We start from the raw sequence: 20,934 nt of genomic DNA, 5'->3' as shown, positions 1-20,934 counted from the left end.
CTTCGGAAGGCACAGATCAATTTTCTATGAATTTTGCTGCGATTACGCAAGGAGATAACAAAGCGGGGCCCGTCTTCGGCAAATCCGGAAAGGAACAGGCGGCGATCGCGATTTTTTTAAGTTTTCAGGGTCTATCTCGTTGGAAGGGCTCTTTGCAGGAAGGCGACGATCATAGCGGCAACTTGTTGATGAATGGCGTTTCGATCAACACCCTGACCATCCTTGCAGACGATGCTTTCGCCCGAAGCTTCCTCCTCAATCAGCGCTGCCGCTCCCGGTTTGCAAGGCTGCATAAAACTGAAATGCAAGGAGCCGGGGACGAGAGCATAGGAGGTCGTGGCAGAAGGCAGATACTGGGCCAAATAGGCAGAGTCCCTGTTGGTGGCGGCGATATCTAACTTGGCGGCAGTCTCCTTGTCGACATCCTCGGCCGCTCCAAACACGAGCGCCGGCACGCGGACGGACGCGAGGCTTTGGGGCGTAAAGCCGCGTCCTGGGCCGAGGTCAAGCGTGACGACCGCGCGGATCCGTCGATCGCTGAGATCGGCACCCATCGCTAAAGTGGAGGCTGCGTCCCGCCCGATGCCCAACGCCTTGAATATCTTGCAATAGAGAGAGCCGAACTGTGTCACGCAATTCTTCATTACATCTTTGGCATCGAAGCGACCGCCGGCAAGTTCGATGACCGTCCATCCGCCGAGCGAATGACCGATGGCAGCGATGCGGTCGCTCGCAATGCCGCCGGTAAGCTCGCGACGGGAAAGCAACGCGTCGATAACGCGGCTGAGATCGCGCGGGCGCTTCCAGAGTAATACGGCTTGAGGTGGCCGCATATCGAAGGTGGTAGTGCCGGGATGGTCGGGTACTGCGACGACATAGCCTTTGCGGACAAGTTCGCTCGCGAGCCAGGCGAGGTTGCGCCAACTGCCGCCATAGCCGTGTGAAAGAAGCACCAGCGGGTGAGGGCCGGTTACGGCTTCGGCATCCTTGACGACAGGCTGGCCCCTGAAGGCGGGCGTGTCGCCGAGCATCACCGGCTGCCGGTCGGTATCCGTGGGATACCAGATGCCGACATGCATGGGGCGGCCCTGTTTGTCCGGCAAGGTCATCTCGCGGAACCCGACCGCGGCGAATGCCGACTGGGCTGAGCATGAGACGAGCAAGGCGATAAAAAGCATGAACTTGAGCATGGAAACCTCCGGCTGGAAATGAACTCGTCTTTCCTGCCGGGATTGTGTGCGGGCGGCGACCCGCAACGCGATCGAGGTCGCCGCCTTCGAGCGCGCGCTTGCGCCGGTCTCAAATGTTGTTTTGCAAAATTCCGCGCAATTTGCCGAAGAGCTCGTCGATGTGCTTCCTTTCGATGATGAGCGGCGGGGAAAGGGCGATGATGTCGCCTGTGGTGCGGATCAGCAAGCCGTTCTCATAGGCCCTCAGGAAGGCGGTGAAGGCGCGTTTGGTGGGTTCGCCGGCGATGGGGTCGAGTTCGATCGCGCCGATTAGACCGGTGTTGCGAATGTCGATGACGTTCGGGCAGTCCTTCAGCGAGTGAAGGGCGTCGGCCCAGTAATCCGAGAGTTCGCCAGCGCGGGTGAGCAGGCCTTCTTCCTTGTAGGTGTCGAGGGTGGCAAGCGCGGCGGCGGCGGCGATCGGGTTGCCCGAATAGGTGTAGCCGTGGAAGAACTCGATCATGTGCTCCGGGCCGTTCATGAAGGCGTCATGAATCTCGGAGGTGACAAAGACGGCGCCCATCGGGATGACGCCGTTGGTGAGGCCCTTGGCGGTGGTGATGATATCGGGCTTCACATCGTAGTACTGCGCGGCAAAGGGGGCGCCGAGGCGGCCGAAGCCGGTGATGACTTCGTCGAAGATCAAAAGGATGCCGTGCTTGGTGCAGATTTCGCGGAGCTTCTGCAGGTAGCCCTTCGGAGGAATGAGAACGCCCGTGGAACCTGCGACCGGCTCGACGATGACAGCGGCGATCGTGGAAGCGTCATGCAGCGTGACGATGCGCTCGAGCTCGGTTGCAATGTCGCCGCCATGTTCCGGCTCGCCGCGGGTGAAGGTGTTCTTGCCCGGCTGATGCGTATGCGGCATGTGGTCGACGCCGGCCAGAAGCGTGCCGAACATCTTGCGGTTGGAGACGATGCCGCCGACCGAGATGCCGCCGAAATTGACGCCGTGATAACCGCGTTCGCGTCCGATCAGGCGGAAGCGGGAGCCGTTGCCCTTCACCCGATGGTAGGCCAGCGCCACCTTGAGCGCCGTCTCCACCGATTCCGATCCGGAGTTGGTGTAGAGGACGTGGTCCATGCCTTCCGGCGCGATATCGACGAGACGGTTCGCAAGCTCGAAGGCCTTCGGGTGGCCGAGCTGGAAGGCTGGGGCATAATCGAGCTCGCCGGCCTGCTCGCGGATCGCTTCGGTGATCTTCGGCCGGCAGTGGCCGGCGTTGACGCACCAGAGACCGGCGGTGCCGTCAAGCACCTGACGGCCGTCATGGGTCGTGTAGTACATGTCCTTGGCGCCGACGAACATGCGCGGCTCCTTCTTGAACTGCCGGTTTGCCGTAAAGGGCATCCAGAAGGCGCGAAGATCGTTCGGTGCGTTGAGGCGATTGGACATTCTGTTCTCCTGGCCGTCGCGGGCCCCCGGGGGCTTTGCGCCCATATTTTTACTGTCCGGTCAAATTATCAGCGCATCTTGGGGCGTCAAGCCATGGATGCCATCGATGGCGCGTTCCGGCCATTGGCATATGGAATGCCGCAGCTTTGCCGCAAATAACAAAACCGGCAAATCGAGAGATTTGCCGGCCAAAGTTATAATATCGTGCTGAAATACTGCTCACCGTGCCATTCCGGAAACATCCCTCGGCAGCACGGCTTTTTGGCAAACGTAATGTCTGCGTTATTATGCTGCAGATCTGCTGCGGCCCTGGACTGCATAAATGTCCTCGAGCGTTGCCAGGATCTTCATCACCGGTTCCGAATTGCTCGAGTAATAGATGGTCTGCGCGTCACGGCGGGTCTTTACCAGCTTCTGGGCCCGCAGCTTTGACAGGTGCTGCGAAAGCGCGGACTGGCTGAGGCCAACCTGGGTCGCAAGGACGCCGACAGGTACCTCGCCTTTGACGAGACTGCAGAGAATCAGGAGGCGCTTGGGGTTTGCCATCGCTGATAAAAGGGCGGCCGCCACGTTAGAGTGGTCTGAAAGGTCAGTGGTTTTCATATTTCCAATCTTCCTAAGCGAATTATGTATCCGTATAGGCACAGGGCGTTAGACGGGGTTGGCGGACGTTTAAAACGTAGCAACTGGTCCGGAAGATTGTATATACCTAAATTTCACGTAGCGAGTATGCTATTTTAGATATGTGTGACTTAATGTCCGTCGCATTCTCGATGGGTGACTCAAATTCGCAACGGTTGAGCAAATCACCGGAAATAGCGTCGAACCCTGCGCAATCCACTCCACATATGCGCCATCCCGCATCCCCCGGTGCCTTAAAAAGCTTCGCAAGCGCTGCGGACAGGTCGGCATGCTCCTCTACTAAATCTCGCACTGCCTGCGCTGCCTGCGCGGCAACGGCCTCGTTCGCGGGCGAGAGAATCATGAGGTCGGCCCCTTCCAGAAGATAGGCGCGGCCGAAGCCGCCATTGAGGCTGGCCGATTGCGGAACGAGACGGAAGAAGCGGAAGTCCGGGAAGTCGATATAGATCTTCGCCTTCGCATGCCGGTCGAGGAAACGGGTGCGGATGCGCTGGTGAACGGCGCTTCTCAGCTCGACCGGTTCGGCAATGCATTGGGTGGTGAGCCGCGGATGCGCAAGGGGATCGCCCCTGCCGGGCTCGCCAGTCAAGACGGACGCGCGCGGGTCGCCCTCCAGCGCCTTAGTATGCGTCGACAGCGCCGAAACGAGGATGACAGGCACGCCGTCGATATCAGTGCCGAGCAGAACGCGGCTCGCAAACGGAAAGCCGGTCGCGGGGTCGAGCACGGCAAGAGCACCATAGCGGGCGGAACGCAAAAGAACGCGCGCGAGCTTGCGCGCTTCTTCGTCCGTTTCCCTGAGTACGGAAGCCTGATCTTTCATGTCCACTTTCTTGACGGAAGCAGACGTCAGGATCAAGCCTGTTCTTTGCGCCGGTGCTGGGTCAGGCCGGCAACGACATCCTGAGCCGAAATCGTGCCGATGATGGCGCCGTTCTCGACGACCCCGATGCTGCCTGGCTGGCGGGCGAGCGCGTCGAGAATATCGACGAGCGGCGTTTGGGCGCGCGCCGTGGCGCTGACGCTCGCCCCCGCCGCATGGCCAAGGCCCGGTTGCATCACATCCTGCGCCGTCAGCATGCTGATCGGGTTCATGTGCTGGACGAAATCGGCGACATACTGATCGGCAGGATTTTTGACGATATCCTGCGGCGTGCCGCACTGGATGATGCGCCCGCCCTCCATGATGGCGATGCGGTTGCCGATGCGGAAGGCCTCGTCGAGATCGTGGCTGACGAAGAGGATCGTCTTCTTCAAGCGCCGCTGGAATTCGAGAAGCTCGTCCTGCAGGCGGGTGCGGATCAGCGGGTCGAGCGCGGAGAACGGCTCGTCCATGAGCAGGATCGGCGCGCCGGTCGCAAAGGCGCGGGCGAGGCCGACACGCTGCTGCATGCCGCCGGAGAGCTCGTTGACCTTGCGGTCCGCCCACTTCGTCAGGTTGACGAGTTCAAGCTGCTCCTCGACCCGTTTCTTGCGCTCGGCGTCCGGCATGCGGGCAAGTTCGAGGCCGAAGCCGACGTTCTCCGCAACCGTACGCCAGGGCAGCAATGCGAACTGCTGAAACACCATGGAGACGGTGTGCATCCGCAGGTCGCGCAGCGCCTTCGGGCTGCATGCATAGGGATCTACCGGCCCGGTTGCCGAGGAAACTGAAACCTTGCCGCGCACGACGGGAGCGAGGCCGTTGACGGCGCGCAGCAGCGTCGATTTGCCTGAGCCGGAAAGGCCCATAAGCACGAGGATTTCGCCTTCCTCGATCGTGAGCGAAGCATCGGCGACGCCGAGAACGAGACCGGTTGCGGCGCCGATTTCGTCGCGGGTCTTTCCCTGATCGACGAGAGAGAGGGCCGTTTGCGGCTTGTCGCCGAAGATGATGCTGACATTGTCGAAGCGGACCGAGGTCATGCGCCGTCTCCTTCGCCAGCCGTGCGGAACATGCGGTCGAGAATGATCGCCAAGATGACGATACAGAGACCGGCCTGGAAGCCCATGGAGACATTCACCGTGTTCAGTGCGCGAACGACGGGCTTTCCAAGGCCATCGGCGCCGACGAGCGCAGCAATGACCACCATCGATAGCGACAGCATGATCGTCTGCGTGAGGCCGGCCATGATCTGCGGCATCGCGAAGGGCAGCTCGACCTTGCGCAGCACCTGCGTCGGGGTTGCGCCGAATGACTCGGCTGCCTCGACGAGGGAGGGCGGTGTCGAGATGATGCCGAGGCGGGTCAGACGGATTGGCGCAGGGATGGCAAAGATCACCGTTGCGATCAGGCCTGGCACCATGCCGAGGCCGAAGAGTATGAGTGCGGGGATCAGGTAGACGAATGTTGGGATCGTCTGCATCAGGTCGAGCACGGGACGCATGATGGAGAAGACCCAGGCGCGTCTTGCCCCGGCAATGCCGAGCGGAATGCCAATCGCCATGCTGACGAATGTGGAGGCGAGAACGAGCGCCAGCGTTTCCGTCGTCTCCTTCCAGTAGCCTTGGTTCATGATCAGCAGCAAACCGAGCAAGGTGAAGACCGCAACGCCGATCGAGCGACGGAGCCAATAGGCAATCGCCGTGATGGCGAGGAGCACGATCAGCGGATGTGGCGCCTGCAGGATGAAGAGCAATGCGCCGATCACGTGCGAGAGAGCGAAGGCTAGCCTGTCGAAAAACCATTCACCGCTCGACGTCAGCCAGTCGACGGTGGATTTGGCGACGGGGCCAATAGGGATTTTGTAATCGGTGATCCAGTTCAAGGAGCGCGCCTATCCGAAAGAGCAGAGATCAGGATGAAACAAAAAGGGGCGGTGCGTGGGCCGCCCCTTTCGTCAGGTTCAGAGGCCGAGGCCGGACTTGACGGCCGCGGCGGCGTCCTTGCCATCCTTGGTCGTGACGCCGGCGAGCCATGGCTCGACTGCCGTCGGATTTGCCTTCAGCCATTCGGTTGCCGCGTCCTGCGGATCCTCGCCATCATTGAGGATCTTGCCCATGATCTGGTTTTCCATCTCCAAGCTAAACTTCAAGTTGGACACGAACTTGCCGACGTTCGGGCATTCGGTGACGAAGCCTGCGCGGGTGTTGGTGTAGACCGTTGCGCCGCCGAAGTTGGGGCCGAAGGTGGAGTCGCCACCCGTGAGGTAGGTCATCTTGAAGTTCTCGTTCATCGGATGAGGTGCCCATCCGAGGAATACGACCGGCTTACCGTCCTTTTCGGCACGGGCAACCTGCGCCAGCATACCCTGTTCGGAGGACTCGACGACTTCCAGTCCGCCCATTCCCATCTCGTTCTTCTCGATCAGGGTCATGACAAGGCGGTTGCCGTCGTTGCCCGGTTCGATCCCGTAGATCTTGCCGTCAAGGGCGTCCTTGTGCTTGCCGATGTCGCTGAAGTCCTTGATGCCCAGTTCGGCGCCCTTGGCGTTGGTGGCAAGCGTATACTTGGCACCTTCGAGATTGGCTCCGATGGATTCAACCGACTTGTCATCGAGATAAGGTTGGACGTCCTTCTGTTGTGCCGGCATCCAGTTGCCGAGGAACACATCGATGTCCTTGTTCTTCAGCGACTGATAGGTGACCGGTACAGAGAGGACCTTGACGTCCGGCTCGTAGCCGAGGCTCTTCAGAACGACCGCGGCGGCGGCGGTGGTTGCGGTAATGTCCGTCCAGCCCACGTCCGAGAAACGGACGGTCGAGCAACTTTCGGGTTCTGCGGCAAATGATGCGGTTGCGATGGAAAGTGCGGCAACTGCAGCGGCGGTGGTCAGTTTGAATGCGCTTGTTGTTTTCATTTTAGACTCCCAGTCTTTGGTTCCCAAGCCAAGCATCAATAGCCGACATTTACAAGCGACCTCAGTGTGTTTGCGCCGCATTGGCTACCCCGAATGCGACGTGTCGCATTTTTCATGACACGGCCGGTTTCCCGGGCATTTTACGATTTTTTCCTCCGGATTTCCTGTGATTATCGAATCTGCGGTCTTTTCTTTGCCGATTCGAGCTTTCAAGAAGCAAAATGCGGAGAAAACGATGGCAAAACTCTATTTCAACTACTCTACCATGAACGCCGGCAAATCGACCATGCTGCTGCAGGCGTCCTATAATTACCAGGAACGCGGCATGCGCACCGTGCTTTTGATCGCAGCCTTCGACGAGCGCACCGGCAAGGGTATCATCGGTTCGCGCATCGGGCTGGAAGCGAGCGCGATCGCTTTCGAGGGGCAGACCGATCTTTTCGGACTCATCAAGGAACTGAGCGGCGAGGGCGGCCCGATCGCATGCATCTTCGTCGACGAAGCGAATTTCATGACGCGCGAGCATGTCTGGCAACTCGCCCGCGTGGTAGATCGGCTGAACATACCGGTCATGGTCTACGGGCTTCGCACCGACTTCCAGGGCAAGCTGTTTCCCGCTTCCGAGGAACTGCTGGCGATTGCAGACGAGATGCGCGAGGTGCGCACCATCTGCCATTGCGGCCGCAAGGCGACAATGGTCGTGCGGCTCGGTGCTGACGGCGAGGTTGCGCGCGAGGGCGCGCAGATCGAAGTCGGCGGCAACGAGAAATATGTATCGCTCTGCCGCAGGCATTGGGACGATGCAATGAATGGCGAATGGCGCGCCGAGGCGGTTTGAGCTTCGGCCCCCGAGCGGCTAGGTTAGGCTCGGAGATTCTCTGGAGAAGCCGGTGCGCAAAGCTCCCTCGTTCGACAGTCTATTTGAAGCAGCCGATGCGCTTGTCTCAACCATTCGCGCCGACGCAGCCGCGTGCGCTGCCTTCATCGAGGACTTTGCGCGCAACGCAGCGCAATCTGACGACGAGGCGTTTCTGGCGCAGCGCGACCGGTTCCAGGCTTTTGCCACAGCGCGCCTGGAGTTCGATGGGCTGCTTGGCGAAATGGTAGCCGGCCTCGACCGCCTGACGGCGGAGGTTTCGGCGGATCTGGATGGCTTCCGCGGCCTGACCGCGCGCGAGAAGCTGACCGGCTGGTTTTCGAGGCAACGCATGTGGCACCTCCACAGTCAGCGCGTGCGCGCGGCCCCCGTGATCGAGCGGCTGCTCGACCTGCTGTCGAAATCGAACACTGTTGCCGGATTGGTCGGCAGCCACCGCGAATTCGCGCTTGCCTGCCACAAGGCGGCTGAGCGCGGCGTTGTCACGATTGTCGAACAGCGCCGGCGCCTTGTGGATGCCATCGATATTGCACGGCTGCGCATGAAGGAGCTGAACGCAAAGGCACTGACGACACAGGGGCGCATCGGCCTTTACGGCGGCAAGACCGAATGGGAGCGAATGGAGGAGGAGCGGCGCGCGCTCAAGGCGCAGGCCGAAAAGATCGCCGAAGAAGAGCAGACGATGCGTCACGAAAGCCAGCGCCGCGAACGCTTCATTATAATGTTCCAGGCGCTTGTCGACGGGTTGAACAGCCAGATCGGTCTTTGCAACGCCTTGGCCCGCAAGCTTTCGATCGATACGGAAGAGCGGCTGATCATCTATCAGGCGCAGGTGGATGCCGACGCGCCGGGTTCGAAACGGAAGATAACGCAAGAGCTGTTTCCGCATATCGCCGGGCCGATCTCGCTCTTCGAAAAAGGCATGCTTGTTCCGCAGGAGATCGGACCGCGCAAGGCGGCAGCAGATGCGGCCTTTGCCCGGAAGTTCGCAGCTTTTGCCGAAAGCCACGACGCGGCCGATGCCCCGATCATCGACCTGACGCAAAAGCCATCGAGGTTCAGACTGCGCTTCCTGCGCTCTTGATGACGTCTTAAAGGCGATAATCGCGATCCTTGCTCTTTCTCGCCTGCGCGATCCGTTAAAAATCTCTCCTTCATGTTGTGCTCGATCGAGCAAACACATATGTGAAAGCAGAAATTTCTGACGTTCTGCTAGGAGAAGGGCATGCTCGACCGGATCGCCGGTTTCTTCAGGCTGATCGGCCGCACGATTACCCGCTGGGTCAGCCTTCTTGCCGCCTGGGCGTTCTGGCCCTTCCTTGCCGCTCATGGCTGGTACCAGCGCCGGACGTGGATGATCCGAATTCCCATCATTGCGCTCGCGGCGCTGCTTGCCGTCCTTTACGCGTACTTCTTCTGGCAGACGCAGGTCTGGTCTAATTTCAATCCGTCCTTCGTCGACCAGTACCGTCTTTCGGAGCGCAAGGTTCCGGCCGGCCAGGAACTGCCGGTTGCCGGCGGTGCAGCACCTGGGGCCAAGACCTGCCAGCGTTCTGCAATCGTCGATGTCGCTGCCGATCTGACCGACTTCAACGTCAACCAGAACGCATGGATATCGTCCATGCTGCTCTACCGGCTCGGACTTTTCGGCATCGACTGGGATCATACGCCGTTCCTCGACAACAAGGCGTCCTTCCAGCGCGGAGTCAATCAGGCGGCGAGGCGGACATCGGCCGAGCTTGTCGATACGCTGGGGCGCGTGCGCGGCACCTCCGGCATCAACAACGATCTTCAAAACGCCCGCGGCAATCTGCAATTCGACGAATACAGTTGGTATTTCGGGCTCAATCCGTTCGGGCCGAAGACGCCGACGCCGAGCTACTATCGTTCGGCCATCGGCAGCCTGCGCAAGTTCAATGCCGACCTTGCCAGCTGCAACGCTGTTTTTGACGGCCGTGCCGACAACCTCATCCAGTTCATCGACCGCATTGCGAACGATCTCGGCGGCACGTCCGACATGCTGGCGGAGCGCTCGGAAAATCACAATCGCGGCTGGTTCGACACGCGTGCTGATGACCGTTTCTGGTTCGCCTACGGGCAGCTCTATGCCTACTACGCCATCCTTTCGGCAGCACAGTCGGATTTTTCGCAGGTCGTGGCCGAGCGTAATCTTGGCGCGATCTGGAGTGGCACGACAAAGCAGTTTCAAGCGGCCCTGCGCATCCAGCCGGCGATCATTTCTAATGGCCGCGAGGACGGCTGGATCATGCCGAGCCATCTGGCGACAATGGGCTTCTACATCCTAAGGGTCCGGTCTAACCTCGTGGAGATGCGTTCCGTCCTCGACCGCTGATCGTCAGGGCCGAGGCGAATTGTCTTCGATCTGCGCAATGCGAAGCGGTTCGACGAATTCGTAGGTGACGCCGACGATTTCGCCTGATCAATCTCGCCATCTTGTAGCCGCCGCGCGGTGATCGACCCTGTAGCATAGTGAAAATCCAACCTTGTGCAGGCTCTCGTGCTCGAAGGTCTGCGCGATCAGGATGCGGTCCTCTTCGGAGCCGTGAAAGCAAGTCGACAAGATTTCTCAGCACCGGGCGTGTCTGGCAGTCGAAGATGGCATTGACGTCTTCAGTGCCAGAGAAATGTCCTGTCTCGATGTCCATGCCCCAGTAACCGAAGGGCCGGGGGGCGCAAACAAGCCGAACGCTTTCAGTATCGCTGATGCCCATATGGTCGCCCGACCGCTCTTACTTGTGGAGTTCCGGCTGCTCGAATCGAAGAGGCGCGCTCCCCCTATGTGAGGTTTCGGCGCTGATTCTCTTATCGTTTCTCAGGATATGAGCTTCAATCGGATAGCCTTTGCAACCAACTGTGTGCGGTTCACACAATCAAGTTTTTTGATGGCGTTCGTCATGTAGGCGTTCACGGTATGATCGGAGAGGGCGAGGATCTGGCCGATTTCCACGGATGTCTTGCCCTGGGCGGTCCAGCGAACGACTTCGAGCTCGCGGGCGGAAAGCGCGTGATAGGTGCTGTCTTCGTTGCGCTTGACCGCGCTGTAGGCGTCGAAGGCGTGAAGCACCATCACCGCGAGTTCGTTCATCTCGCTCTGGCTGAGCGGTGCGCGGTCGCCTGCGAACCAGAAAACCAGCCGTTTGCCGTCTGCCCCATTGACGGGCAAGATGACGCTGACCGGCATTTTGTGCTGGAGCATCAGGCTGCGAAGTTCGCAACGAAACATCTCAGAGGTTGGGGGGTCAGAGAGATTCCATTTTTGCGGGGCGACGGTTTCTCCGAGCACTGTCGAAAAAGGAAAAGCGCGCAATGTATGAGCGCGGTCGAATTCTCTGAGATACGTGCCCGTCAGCGAGGTTTCGATTACTAGCGGTTTGAGGAAAAGGTCTTGCGCGGACGGCTTATTCATCAGCGTATAATGGGCAAACCCGAAAGCATCTGCAATCCTGTGCAAGGCCTGGACAAAAAGAGCGCGCGTTCGCGCCGATGCCAATTCTGCCGATAAAAGTGACTGCCTTTCGGAGGTAGTCATGTAAGACATAATGCGCCCCGCCTTGCCTTTCATGTTTAAGCTATCAAATACGCTTATTGGCGGTCACGCTAGCCCTAATTGACTTGGGATACGCGGATTAAATCATACTGTTAAAAATTAACCACAGCGCCACGCTCTGTGGTTGTATTTAATATTATGCAGGTAGCAGTCCGGCCGACCTTGCTTCTTCTATTGCTGCATAAGTGTTGTTTGGGCCCGGAATGCCTTTTCCGTCGCATTCGGTGTGTTCCAGGTGCCATCGCAGCAGATGACGAGACTCACGACCCTTGCCCGTTTTGCCTTTGGGAAGCATCCGCAACTTTAATGTAAACTTCAAGAAGAATCGCTCTCTAAAGTAGCGTCCATGAAGGACTTGCGATTGTGGTGGAGGCAGTGAAAAAGCGGCGTCCGGGGTCTTGTTTCCGGCGCGGGGATCGCGGCATGTTCCGGGGCAGAAGCATAAGCTCCCGGGGAGACCAGCGTGGCCATCAAATCCGACATCGAAATTGCGCGTGCGGCAAAGAAGAAGCCTATTTTCGAGATCGGCGCGACGCTCGGCATCCCGGCAGAATATCTCGCGCCTTATGGTCACGACAAAGCCAAGGTCCGCGCGGAGTTCATCGCCGCGCAGGCGGGGAAGAAGGACGGCAGGCTGATTCTTGTCACCGCCATCAACCCGACACCGGCGGGCGAGGGCAAGACGACGACCACCGTCGGCCTCGGCGACGGCCTCAACCGGATCGGCAAGAAAGCCATAGTCTGCATCCGCGAAGCGTCACTCGGGCCATGCTTCGGCGTCAAGGGTGGTGCTGCCGGCGGCGGCTATGCGCAGGTCATCCCAATGGAAGACATCAACCTGCATTTCACCGGCGATTTCCATGCGGTCACCGCCGCGCACAACCTGCTCGCCGCGATGATCGACAACCATATCTACTGGGGAAACGAGCTGGACATCGACCTGCGCCGCGTGACCTGGCGCCGCGTGATGGACATGAACGACCGGGCGCTGCGCGAAATGGTGTCTTCGCTTGGCGGCGTTGCCAACGGTTTTCCGCGCCAGAACGGCTTCGACATCACCGTCGCTTCGGAAGTCATGGCGATCCTCTGCCTGGCGACGGACCTCAAGGATCTGGAAGCCCGCCTCGGCAACGTCATCATCGGCTATCGACGCGACAAGACGCCAGTCTATGCACGCGATATGAAGGCGGACGGTGCAATGGCGGTGCTCCTGAAAGACGCGATGCAACCAAACCTTGTCCAGACGCTGGAGAACAATCCGGCTTTCGTCCACGGCGGACCGTTCGCGAATATCGCCCATGGCTGCAACTCGGTGATTGCGACGAAGACGGCGCTGAAGCTCGGCGATTATGTCGTGACCGAGGCGGGGTTCGGGGCCGATCTTGGCGCAGAGAAATTCTTCGACATCAAGTGCCGCAAGGCTGGGCTGAAGCCCGATGCGGCGGTGATCGTTGCCACGGTGCGCGCGCTGAAGATGAACGGCGGCGTGAAGAAGGAGGATCTGGCAGCAGAAAACGTCATGGCACTCGTCAAGGGTTGTTCGAACCTCGGGCGGCATCTCGCGAATGTGCGGAAATTCGGCGTTCCGGTGGTGGTCGCGATCAACCATTTCGTTTCGGACACGGATAAGGAAATCGCCGCCGTCCAGGAATACGTTGCTCGCCACGGCGCCGAAGCGATCCTCTGCCGCCACTGGGCGGAAGGCTCGGCTGGCATCGAGGATCTCGCCTACAAAGTAGTGGAACTGGCGGAATCCGGCCAGGCGAGATTCGAGCCGCTTTATGCCGACAGCGTGCCGCTGTTCGAAAAGATCGAAATCGTTGCTTCGAAGATCTATCACGCCGGCGAGGTGACGGCGGACAAGGCGGTTCGCGATCAGCTCATCGTCTGGGAGGAGCAAGGCTACGGCAACCTGCCTGTCTGCATGGCGAAGACGCAGTATTCCTTTTCGACAGATCCGAACCTTCGCGGTGCGCCCGAGGGCCATATCGTGCCGGTGCGCGAAGTTCGGCTTTCGGCAGGCGCCGGGTTCGTCGTCGTCATCACAGGCGAAATCATGACAATGCCGGGGTTACCGAGATCGCCATCCGCCGAGCGGATATTCCTGAATGAGCAGGGTTATATCGAGGGGTTGTTTTGAGTTTTCTGCGAAGCTTTGTTCTCACCGCAGTGGCGGTCCTTTCGCTGTCTGCAGCGAATGGTCCAATGGCCGCCGATGCGCCGTCTGCCGAGGAGCAGAGCATGGCGGATTTCATCAAGAACACCCCTGGCTGCCTGGAGTTCAGCGACCAGTGCTCGATCTGCGCCATGGTCGACGGCAAGGCCGAATGCTCGACGCCAAGGATTGCATGCGTCAAGAAGCCGTATGTGTGCACGCGACGTGCGGACAACTGAAGCGGCGATCGGCTCGGCAACCAGCTCCAGATATTGGAGCACTAGCGACGCTCGTTAGTGGCAATAACGAAATCCTCCCTTGCGCTGCAGCACGTCCATGTGGAAATGCGTCTCATGCGCGCTATCGCTTTCGGGGTCGAGCACGGTGGAAAAATAGAGGCAGCCGGAGGCGCTGACTGTGCGCTGGAAGGCGCCGGTGAGGGTGGGATCTTCCCGGCGCGGCTTCACCGCAATGTCTTCGCCCTTTTCGAAACTGAAGCTTGCGATATCGATGGCGTTGCCGCGGGCATGTTCGGAAATCTTTCCTGTCGCCGCGCCGTTACGCAGGCGACACAGGTATGACGAAGCCTGATTGACCGCCGTGATCCGGCCCTGTTCCTTCGCGCCGGCGGTAGCGGCTGGAACGACGCTCTCCTTCATCCAGCGGCCAAGCGCCAGAGCCGCCGGACAGCGCAACGTCGCTTCCGGCTCCACCTTGATGCCGGGAAGCGCCTCCACAAGACGGATCGGCTTGTCGATGCCACAGCCGTGGCCGTCATCGATGCGCGGTATATCCTTGAAGACGGCGCCAAGCGCCTGCAATTGCCTCACGCATTCCGAGTGATCGGCGTCGCTTTCCGCTTCGATGGTCAGGTTCTGAGCTTCCAACGTGCCGGGCGCCGGCGGGCCGAACTTCTCCGGCTTCTTGTCCTGCGGCTTTGCCGCCTCCGAAGGCGTCTCGTTTTGAGGGGCGGGCGTGCTCTGTGCATCGTTAACGGTTGATGGCCTCGGTTCGGGGGTTGGCGCCGTTTCTGCTGGTGTTTCGGCTTCGCCGGCAATCTGCGGCTTTTTGTGCGGGATGGGACCTTTGTCTGGGAGGCTTGCGCCAGTGAGGATAATCAGGGTTGCGGTGACCGCTGCAATTGCGATGTTCTTCAAGCTTCAACCGTCCATGTCTGCCGATGGAAAAGGGGCAACGCACGAGGGCGGATTTCGTTGCAATTTCGCAACGTCATGGGACATCCTTAAAACTTGATAGTTTAATTCAAGATAAATCGAGCGTTAATATTGACAACTAAACTCATGTTTTTTATGCGGCAGAAAGTAGGCGGAATGTTGGGTCCCGCCGCAAATCCGAAAAGCCTAGCCAGCCCCTCGAGCGCCTGACGCGCACCGACCAGCCAGCCCGGTAGCTATTCATCCTAGAGGGTTGGTTTAATGATTGTTCGCAATTCGCGCGCCATTCTTTTGGCTTGCACTGCTCTGTTCGTCTTTGGCGCTGGGTTCCCGGCGTATTCGCAAAGCCAGGAAGAGGAGGCGGCTTCCCAAAAGACGGATCGCGTAACGCCGCTTAAAAAGATCGTCGTCGGTGCGGGGCAGCGCAAGATCGCCATCGATACGCCGCAGGCCGTTACCGTTCTCGACCAAAAGGATATCGATGACCTCCAGGCTGAAACGATCGGCGATATCTTCAAGGATGTGCCTGGCGTCTCCATTGCCGGCAGCGACCGTGTCTTCGGCGAGGCGTTCAATATCCGCGGCATCGGCTCCACCGAGGATTCCGCCGACGGCTCGCGCATCGTGGTGAATGTGGACGGAGCCCAGAAATTCTACGAACAGTACCGGATGGGATCGTTCTTCTCGGACCCTGAACTCTACAAGTCCGTGGAGGTGCTGCGCGGGCCGGCCTCTTCAACGCTTTACGGCGCCGGTGCCCTCGGCGGCGTCATCAACTTCACCACCAAGGATGCTTCCGACTTTCTGCAGGAGGGTTATGACAATGCTCTCAGGCTCAAGAGCAGCTATGAAACAAATGGCAACGGCTACCTCGGCTCGTCTATTTTCGCGCACCGCTTCAACGAAGGCGCCGAATTCCTCGCCATGCTGAACAAGCGTGGGTCCAGCCAATTCGAGTTGGGAGACGGCACCGACCTGTCGGGCTCCGACTTCCAGTCGTGGTCAGGACTTGCCAAAGGGACCTTCCATTTCGGCGATGGCGACGAGCAGACGGTGCGCTTGTCCTATCAGCATTGGGACAGCGATGCGAACGACCAGGACTATGCACAGACCGGCACACAGGCCGCATTCGGTACTGTCGACCGCCATGTAGTCGATGATACCGCGGTACTGAGCTACGAAAATCCCGTCAGCGACAATCCGTGGCTCGACCTCAAGGCCAGTCTCTCATTCTCTGATACTTCGGTCGACCAGAGCGATGGAACTCTCGGCGGTTTCTCGAACATCATCGACGCCGATTACGGCTACCGGACATGGCAGGCCAAACTCCAGAATACGTCCGAGTTCTCCGGCGAGAGCTGGGTCAACTACCTAACCTACGGCACCCAACTGAGCCATCAGGACCGCACCGCGGATTCGCCGCTTGCGACCAGCCCGACGCCCGGTGCGATCGCCACACATCCCGAGGGCACGGACAACAAGGTCGGACTCTTCGTGCAGAACGAATTCGTCTATGACGAGCGGCTGACCATCATCGGCGGCGTTCGCGGCGACTTCGTCTGGAGAAAGCCCGGCGATTCCACGGCGACTTTCAGCAATGCCGTCGACGTTAACGATCAGGCTTTCTCGCCCAAGCTTGCCGCGCATTACAAGCTCACCGACGAATTCGGCGTTTTTGGATCGATTGCCCACACGGAACGTCTGCCGACGTTGGATGAGCTCTACACCTGGAGCAAGGGAACAAGCCTGGACCTCAAGAAGGAAAAGTCCAACAACTATGAAGTCGGCTTTACAGCAACACGGGATGACATATTCCAGGCGGGCGACAACATCAGTTTCAAGACGACCGCCTTCTACAATGACCTGGAGAATCTCATCGCTACGACGGGCACGGGCGCGTCCTCCTATTTCTACAATGTCGGCAAGGCCCGCATCTATGGCGTCGAGGTCGAAGGGGCGTACGAATCGGACTACGCCTTCGCCAGGCTTGCCTATACCGGCACGCAGGGCCAGGATCGCAGCGATGGGGTGAACTACAACAAGCCGCTGCCGACCGTGCCGGCCCACAAGATCGCCTTCACCTTGGGCGGCCGGCTTCCCGAGCGTGACATCGAATACGGCACCCGCGTAACGCATGCCTTCGAGGCGCAGAACAGCGTCCGCGGAACGGCTGCTTCCTCCGGTTCCACGCCCAACCATCTCGTCGTGCCGGCGCCTGATTGGACGACCGTGGATATCTTCGCCTCCTGGAGACCGCAGAGCGGTGAGATGCAGGGATGGCAGGTCCAGGCCAGCGTCAACAATCTCTTCGATCAATACTATCGGGAAAACACGTCTAACGATTACGCCAAGGGGCGCACGTTCAAGATCACTTTGAGCAAGCAGCTCGATTGGTAGTCCGACTTAGCGGGTTCGCTTCAACTGGTGCCAGCCGGCGAAAGCAACCCCGCTTAAAACCACTCTTGCGCTTGCCCCCATCTCACGCTAACAATCCTCCCATGAAGACGTCGTTGAACATTGCTGTTTGGTGGTGGGCTCGCTGAGGCGGCCTCGACCAATCGTGTTCAAAGACGACGAGTGAGCCGCCCGAGACTTCGAGGCGGCTTTTTTTGTCTTTAAGGCCGCGTGTCGTCCGGGCCCCGATAACGGAGTGGAACAATGGTAACGATCCTTAGGGACGATGGTGCGGAAATCTACGAGACGAGGGGCGGGGTCACCGTTACCCGGCAGCGCAGGGCGATCCCCTATGCCGATGCCGTGGTCTCCTATGTCGACAAGCTCGATGAGCGTCGCGGCGCGGTCTTTTCCTCCAACTACGAATATCCGGGTCGTTACACGCGCTGGGACACGGCCGTCGTCGATCCGCCGCTCGGCATCTCCTCTTTCGGGCGCGACCTCTGGATCGAAGCTTATAACGAGCGCGGCGAAGTGCTGCTCGGCTTCGTGACGGAGCGGCTGAAGACCGTTGCCGAGCTGGAGCTTGGTGCTGCCACCGCGCGCCGCCTCGATCTCAAGGTGAAGATGCCCGATCGCGTTTTCACCGAAGAAGAACGCTCGAAGATGCCGACAGTCTTCACCGTTCTGCGCGCGGTCACCGACCTCTTCTATTCGCAGGCGGACGCCAGCCTCGGCCTATATGGCGCCTTCGGCTACGATCTCGCCTTCCAGTTCGATGCGATCAACCTGAAGCTCACGCGCCCTACCGATCAGCGCGACATGGTGCTCTACCTGCCGGACGAAATCCTTGTCGTCGACAACTATTCCGCCAAGGCCTGGATCGACCGCTATGATTTCGCCAAAGACGGCCAGACGACCGAGGGCAAGAAGGGCGAAATCGCGCCCGAGCCCTTCAAGCAGACGGACGCCATTCCGCCGAAGAGCGACCATCGGCCGGGCGAATATGCCGAACTCGTCGTCAAGGCGAAGGAAAGCTTCCGCAAGGGCGATCTCTTCGAGGTCGTTCCGGGACAGAAATTCATGGAGCGCTGCGACAGCAAGCCTTCGGATATTTCCAAGCGATTGAAGGCGATCAACCCGTCGCCCTATTCTTTCTTCATCAACCTCGGAAACCAGGAATATCTGGTCGGCGCCTCGCCGGAAATGTTCGTGCGCGTTTCGGGCCGCCGCATCGAGACCTGCCCGATCTCCGGCACGATCAAGCGCGGCGATGACCCGATCGCCGACAGCGAACAGATACTGAAGCTGCTCAACTCCAAGAAGGACGAATCCGAGCTGACGATGTGCTCGGACGTCGACCGCAACGACAAGAGCCGCGTCTGCGAGCCGGGTTCGGTCAAGGTCATCGGCCGCCGGCAGATCGAGATGTATTCGCGCCTCATCCACACCGTCGACCATATCGAGGGGCGTTTGCGTGATGACATGGATGCCTTCGACGGCTTCCTGTCGCATGCCTGGGCCGTCACCGTCACCGGTGCGCCGAAGCTCTGGGCAATGCGCTTCATCGAAAGCCGTGAGAAGAGCCCGCGCGCGTGGTATGGTGGGGCGATCGGCATGGTCGGCTTCAACGGTGACATGAACACCGGGCTGACGTTGCGCACCGTGCGCATCAAGGACGGCATCGCTGAAGTCAGGGCAGGGGCGACCCTTCTCAACGATTCCGACCCGCATGAAGAAGAAGCCGAAACCGAACTGAAGGCCTCCGCTATGCTTTCTGCCATCCGCGATGCCAAGACCGGCAACGCCGGCAAGATCCAGCGCGACGTTGCCGCCGTCGGCAAGGGCGTCAACATCCTCTTGATCGACCATGAAGACAGCTTCGTCCACACCCTGGCCAATTACTTCCGTCAGACCGGAGCGACGGTTTCGACCGTGCGCACGCCGGTGCCTGAGGAGATTTTCGACCGGCTGAACCCGGACCTCGTCGTCTTGTCGCCGGGACCTGGCAATCCGAAGGATTTCGATTGCAAGGCGACGATCAAGAGGGCGCGCGCCCGCAACCTGCCGATCTTCGGCGTCTGCCTCGGCCTGCAGGCGCTCGCCGAAGCCTATGGCGGCGAGTTGCGCCATCTGGCGCTGCCGATGCACGGCAAGCCGTCGCGCATCCGGGTGCTGGAGCCGGGTATCGTCTTCTCGGGCCTCGCGAGAGAGGTGACGGTCGGCCGCTATCACTCGATCTTCGCCGATCCCTCGACCCTGCCGCGCGATTTCATCATCACGGCGGAAAGCGAGGATGGCACGATCATGGGCATCGAGCATGCGAAGGAGCCGATCGCCGCCGTCCAGTTCCACCCGGAATCAATCATGACGCTCGGCGGCGACGCCGGCATGCGGATGATCGAGAACGTGGTGGCGCATCTGGCGCGCAGGGCGAAGACGAAGGCGGCTTGAGCGAACGCCCGCACTTCGGCCGCTTCGCTGTTGGATCGGCCGTTTATGCTCGGCGTTTGACGACGCGCAGGTTCATGTCGGACCGCAGCCTGAAGCCGAGCGACCCATAGAGGCCGATTGCCGGCGTATTGTTCGCATAGGCATGCAGATACGCCGTTTCGCCCCGGGCGGCGATCTCGCCGGCGACAAAACGAAAGAGCAACGTTCCAAGCCCGCGCCGCTGGAATTGCGGATGCGTGCAAAGCCCGCTGAGTTCCGCAAAGCCGGTCTGCCGCAGCCGCTGGCCGGCCATGGCGATGAGCCTGCCTTCAGCCTTGATCCCCCAGAAGGTGCCGAGGCTCTGCGCCCGCCGCGTGAATGGACCGGGCCTGGTCAAGGTCGCAAGTGCCAGCATCTCCTCGGCGTCGGCCTCGCTCAGCGGCTGTATGCGTGAATCCGTGATCCTCTCATGCGGCCGTTCGGCGATCATCTGGACGGCTAAAGCCTCGGAAACAGCAGCCAACCCGCGTGGAATGGCGATCGGGCCGGCTTCGACAAGCAGCATCGTTTCGTCGGCTTCCGCGAGGTTTTCCAATGCCTCGAGACTTTCCGGCGTCTCATCAGCCGAGGCTGCGAAAGGAACGATGGACGGCGGGTATCGCCGGGCTCTCTCGTTGCCTTCGGCGAGGCTCGCATGCGCGGTGTCGAGCGCGCTCCAGATCGGACGGTCGAGAATATGTCTCATGTCGTTTCCTCCTTCGCGGCGCGGCGGACGAGGGCAGCTTCGGCAAGACGGTCCTCGATGGCGGCGAGCTGCGCGAGGATCGGCCCGTTCAGATCGCCACAAAGATCGGCGACTGCCGCCGAAATCCGCGGCCACACCGATTGTTTCGAGTAGTCGACGAGTTCCTGTCCCTTCCGGGAGAGCGAGATCAACCGCCGCCGCTGGTCGTCAGGTGCTGCCTGCATGTCGACCAAGCCCAATTCCAGCAACTGGCTTACTGTCCGCGTGGCGCCCGGCTGCGTGATGCCGACCGCCTGCGCAAGCTCGCCGATCGTCAAGGGGCCGGCGCGATCGAGTGCTGCGAGAAAGGGATACTGGGCAGCCTGTATGGCGATGCCGTATTCTTCGATGATCTGCTGGGTATCGGCCTGCAGACGCTCCCCGATGCGGCGGAAACGGCTGCCCATGCACAGGAAACCGAGGGTTCGCACGACATCGTCAACCACAGGAAATCTCCCCAATCAATCACCAGTTATATAACGCGTTATGCAATATTCGTCAA

Annotated in this window: 18 protein-coding genes; 7 read left to right on the top strand and 11 right to left on the bottom strand. The window is 59.9% G+C overall.

Translation table 11 applies throughout. From position 1 onward, the window contains the following. Positions 1-131 precede the first annotated feature (131 nt). The 7 genes from RGR602_RS13430 to RGR602_RS13400 form a co-directional block, all read right to left on the bottom strand. Entirely contained in the window at positions 132-1,190 is a 1,059-nt protein-coding gene (locus tag RGR602_RS13430) for an alpha/beta hydrolase family protein (RefSeq protein WP_039845523.1), read from the bottom strand. A gap of 109 nt (positions 1,191-1,299) precedes the next feature. Next, positions 1,300-2,625 carry an aspartate aminotransferase family protein gene (locus RGR602_RS13425; protein WP_039845522.1) on the bottom strand — a complete coding sequence of 442 codons (1,326 nt, stop codon included), beginning with the start codon at positions 2,623-2,625 and terminating at the stop codon, positions 1,300-1,302. Between the two features lie 285 nt (positions 2,626-2,910). Continuing rightward, the gene (locus RGR602_RS13420) at positions 2,911-3,228 is read right to left on the bottom strand and encodes an ArsR/SmtB family transcription factor (RefSeq protein ID WP_039845521.1); all 318 of its coding nucleotides are present in this window, start codon (positions 3,226-3,228) and stop codon (positions 2,911-2,913) included. A gap of 106 nt (positions 3,229-3,334) precedes the next feature. Beyond that, the gene (locus tag RGR602_RS13415; protein ID WP_039846859.1) at positions 3,335-4,090 is read right to left on the bottom strand and encodes a HugZ family pyridoxamine 5'-phosphate oxidase; all 756 of its coding nucleotides are present in this window, start codon (positions 4,088-4,090) and stop codon (positions 3,335-3,337) included. A 32-nt stretch (positions 4,091-4,122) separates the two neighbouring features. Further along, the gene (gene choV, locus RGR602_RS13410) at positions 4,123-5,172 is read right to left on the bottom strand and encodes a choline ABC transporter ATP-binding protein (protein ID WP_039845520.1); all 1,050 of its coding nucleotides are present in this window, start codon (positions 5,170-5,172) and stop codon (positions 4,123-4,125) included. Continuing rightward, positions 5,169-6,014, bottom strand: coding sequence for a choline ABC transporter permease subunit (choW, locus tag RGR602_RS13405; RefSeq protein ID WP_022714157.1), 846 nt, complete (start codon positions 6,012-6,014; stop codon positions 5,169-5,171). The genes choV and choW overlap by 4 nt, the downstream gene beginning before the upstream one ends. A gap of 78 nt (positions 6,015-6,092) precedes the next feature. Next, entirely contained in the window at positions 6,093-7,046 is a 954-nt protein-coding gene (locus RGR602_RS13400) for a choline ABC transporter substrate-binding protein (RefSeq protein WP_039845519.1), read from the bottom strand. 235 nt (positions 7,047-7,281) lie between these two features. Between RGR602_RS13400 and RGR602_RS13395 the strand changes: the two genes are divergently transcribed. From RGR602_RS13395 to RGR602_RS13385, 3 genes are all read left to right on the top strand, one after another. Continuing rightward, the gene (locus RGR602_RS13395) at positions 7,282-7,884 is read left to right on the top strand and encodes a thymidine kinase (protein ID WP_039846858.1); all 603 of its coding nucleotides are present in this window, start codon (positions 7,282-7,284) and stop codon (positions 7,882-7,884) included. Positions 7,885-7,936: 52 nt separating this feature from the next. Beyond that, on the top strand, positions 7,937-9,007 hold the full coding sequence (locus tag RGR602_RS13390; RefSeq protein ID WP_039845518.1) for a hypothetical protein: 1,071 nt from the start codon (positions 7,937-7,939) through the stop codon (positions 9,005-9,007). Positions 9,008-9,148: 141 nt separating this feature from the next. Next, positions 9,149-10,276 (top strand): DUF2333 family protein, encoded by a 1,128-nt coding sequence (locus RGR602_RS13385; RefSeq protein WP_039845517.1) that lies wholly within the window; start codon positions 9,149-9,151, stop codon positions 10,274-10,276. A gap of 480 nt (positions 10,277-10,756) precedes the next feature. Here the strand turns inward: RGR602_RS13385 and RGR602_RS13380 are convergent, their stop codons facing one another. After that, positions 10,757-11,482, bottom strand: coding sequence for a helix-turn-helix transcriptional regulator (locus RGR602_RS13380; protein WP_039846857.1), 726 nt, complete (start codon positions 11,480-11,482; stop codon positions 10,757-10,759). A gap of 472 nt (positions 11,483-11,954) precedes the next feature. On the opposite strand from RGR602_RS13380, the gene RGR602_RS13375 reads away from it, so the two are divergent. Both RGR602_RS13375 and RGR602_RS13370 read left to right on the top strand, forming a co-directional pair. Next, a complete protein-coding gene (locus tag RGR602_RS13375; RefSeq protein WP_039845516.1) occupies positions 11,955-13,631 on the top strand; it encodes a formate--tetrahydrofolate ligase in 1,677 nt (558 codons plus the stop codon). 65 nt (positions 13,632-13,696) lie between these two features. Further along, positions 13,697-13,885 (top strand): hypothetical protein, encoded by a 189-nt coding sequence (locus tag RGR602_RS13370; protein ID WP_223843940.1) that lies wholly within the window; start codon positions 13,697-13,699, stop codon positions 13,883-13,885. Positions 13,886-13,939: 54 nt separating this feature from the next. Here RGR602_RS13370 and RGR602_RS13365 read toward each other — a convergent pair whose 3' ends face one another. Then, entirely contained in the window at positions 13,940-14,803 is an 864-nt protein-coding gene (locus RGR602_RS13365) for an extensin-like domain-containing protein (protein ID WP_039845514.1), read from the bottom strand. Between the two features lie 279 nt (positions 14,804-15,082). Here RGR602_RS13365 and RGR602_RS13360 point away from each other — a divergent pair, with 279 nt between their 5' ends. Then, positions 15,083-17,218 carry a TonB-dependent receptor domain-containing protein gene (locus RGR602_RS13360; protein ID WP_039845513.1) on the top strand — a complete coding sequence of 712 codons (2,136 nt, stop codon included), beginning with the start codon at positions 15,083-15,085 and terminating at the stop codon, positions 17,216-17,218. 261 nt (positions 17,219-17,479) lie between these two features. Continuing rightward, on the top strand, positions 17,480-19,669 hold the full coding sequence (locus RGR602_RS13355) for an anthranilate synthase (RefSeq protein WP_039845512.1): 2,190 nt from the start codon (positions 17,480-17,482) through the stop codon (positions 19,667-19,669). Positions 19,670-19,712: 43 nt separating this feature from the next. Here the strand turns inward: RGR602_RS13355 and RGR602_RS13350 are convergent, their stop codons facing one another. Further along, positions 19,713-20,393: a GNAT family N-acetyltransferase gene (locus RGR602_RS13350; RefSeq protein WP_039845511.1), complete on the bottom strand. Its 681-nt coding sequence runs from the start codon at positions 20,391-20,393 to the stop codon at positions 19,713-19,715. Continuing rightward, positions 20,390-20,878, bottom strand: a complete 489-nt coding sequence (locus tag RGR602_RS13345; protein WP_039845510.1) for a MarR family winged helix-turn-helix transcriptional regulator — start codon at positions 20,876-20,878, stop codon at positions 20,390-20,392. Before RGR602_RS13345 ends, RGR602_RS13350 begins: the two co-directional genes overlap by 4 nt. Positions 20,879-20,934 lie beyond the last annotated feature (56 nt).

It is taken from the genome of Rhizobium gallicum bv. gallicum R602sp (genome assembly GCF_000816845.1).
Taxonomy (GTDB): domain Bacteria; phylum Pseudomonadota; class Alphaproteobacteria; order Rhizobiales; family Rhizobiaceae; genus Rhizobium; species Rhizobium gallicum.
The sequence above is the reverse complement of the archived record's forward strand: the minus strand, read 5'-3'. Positions and strand labels throughout refer to the sequence as shown.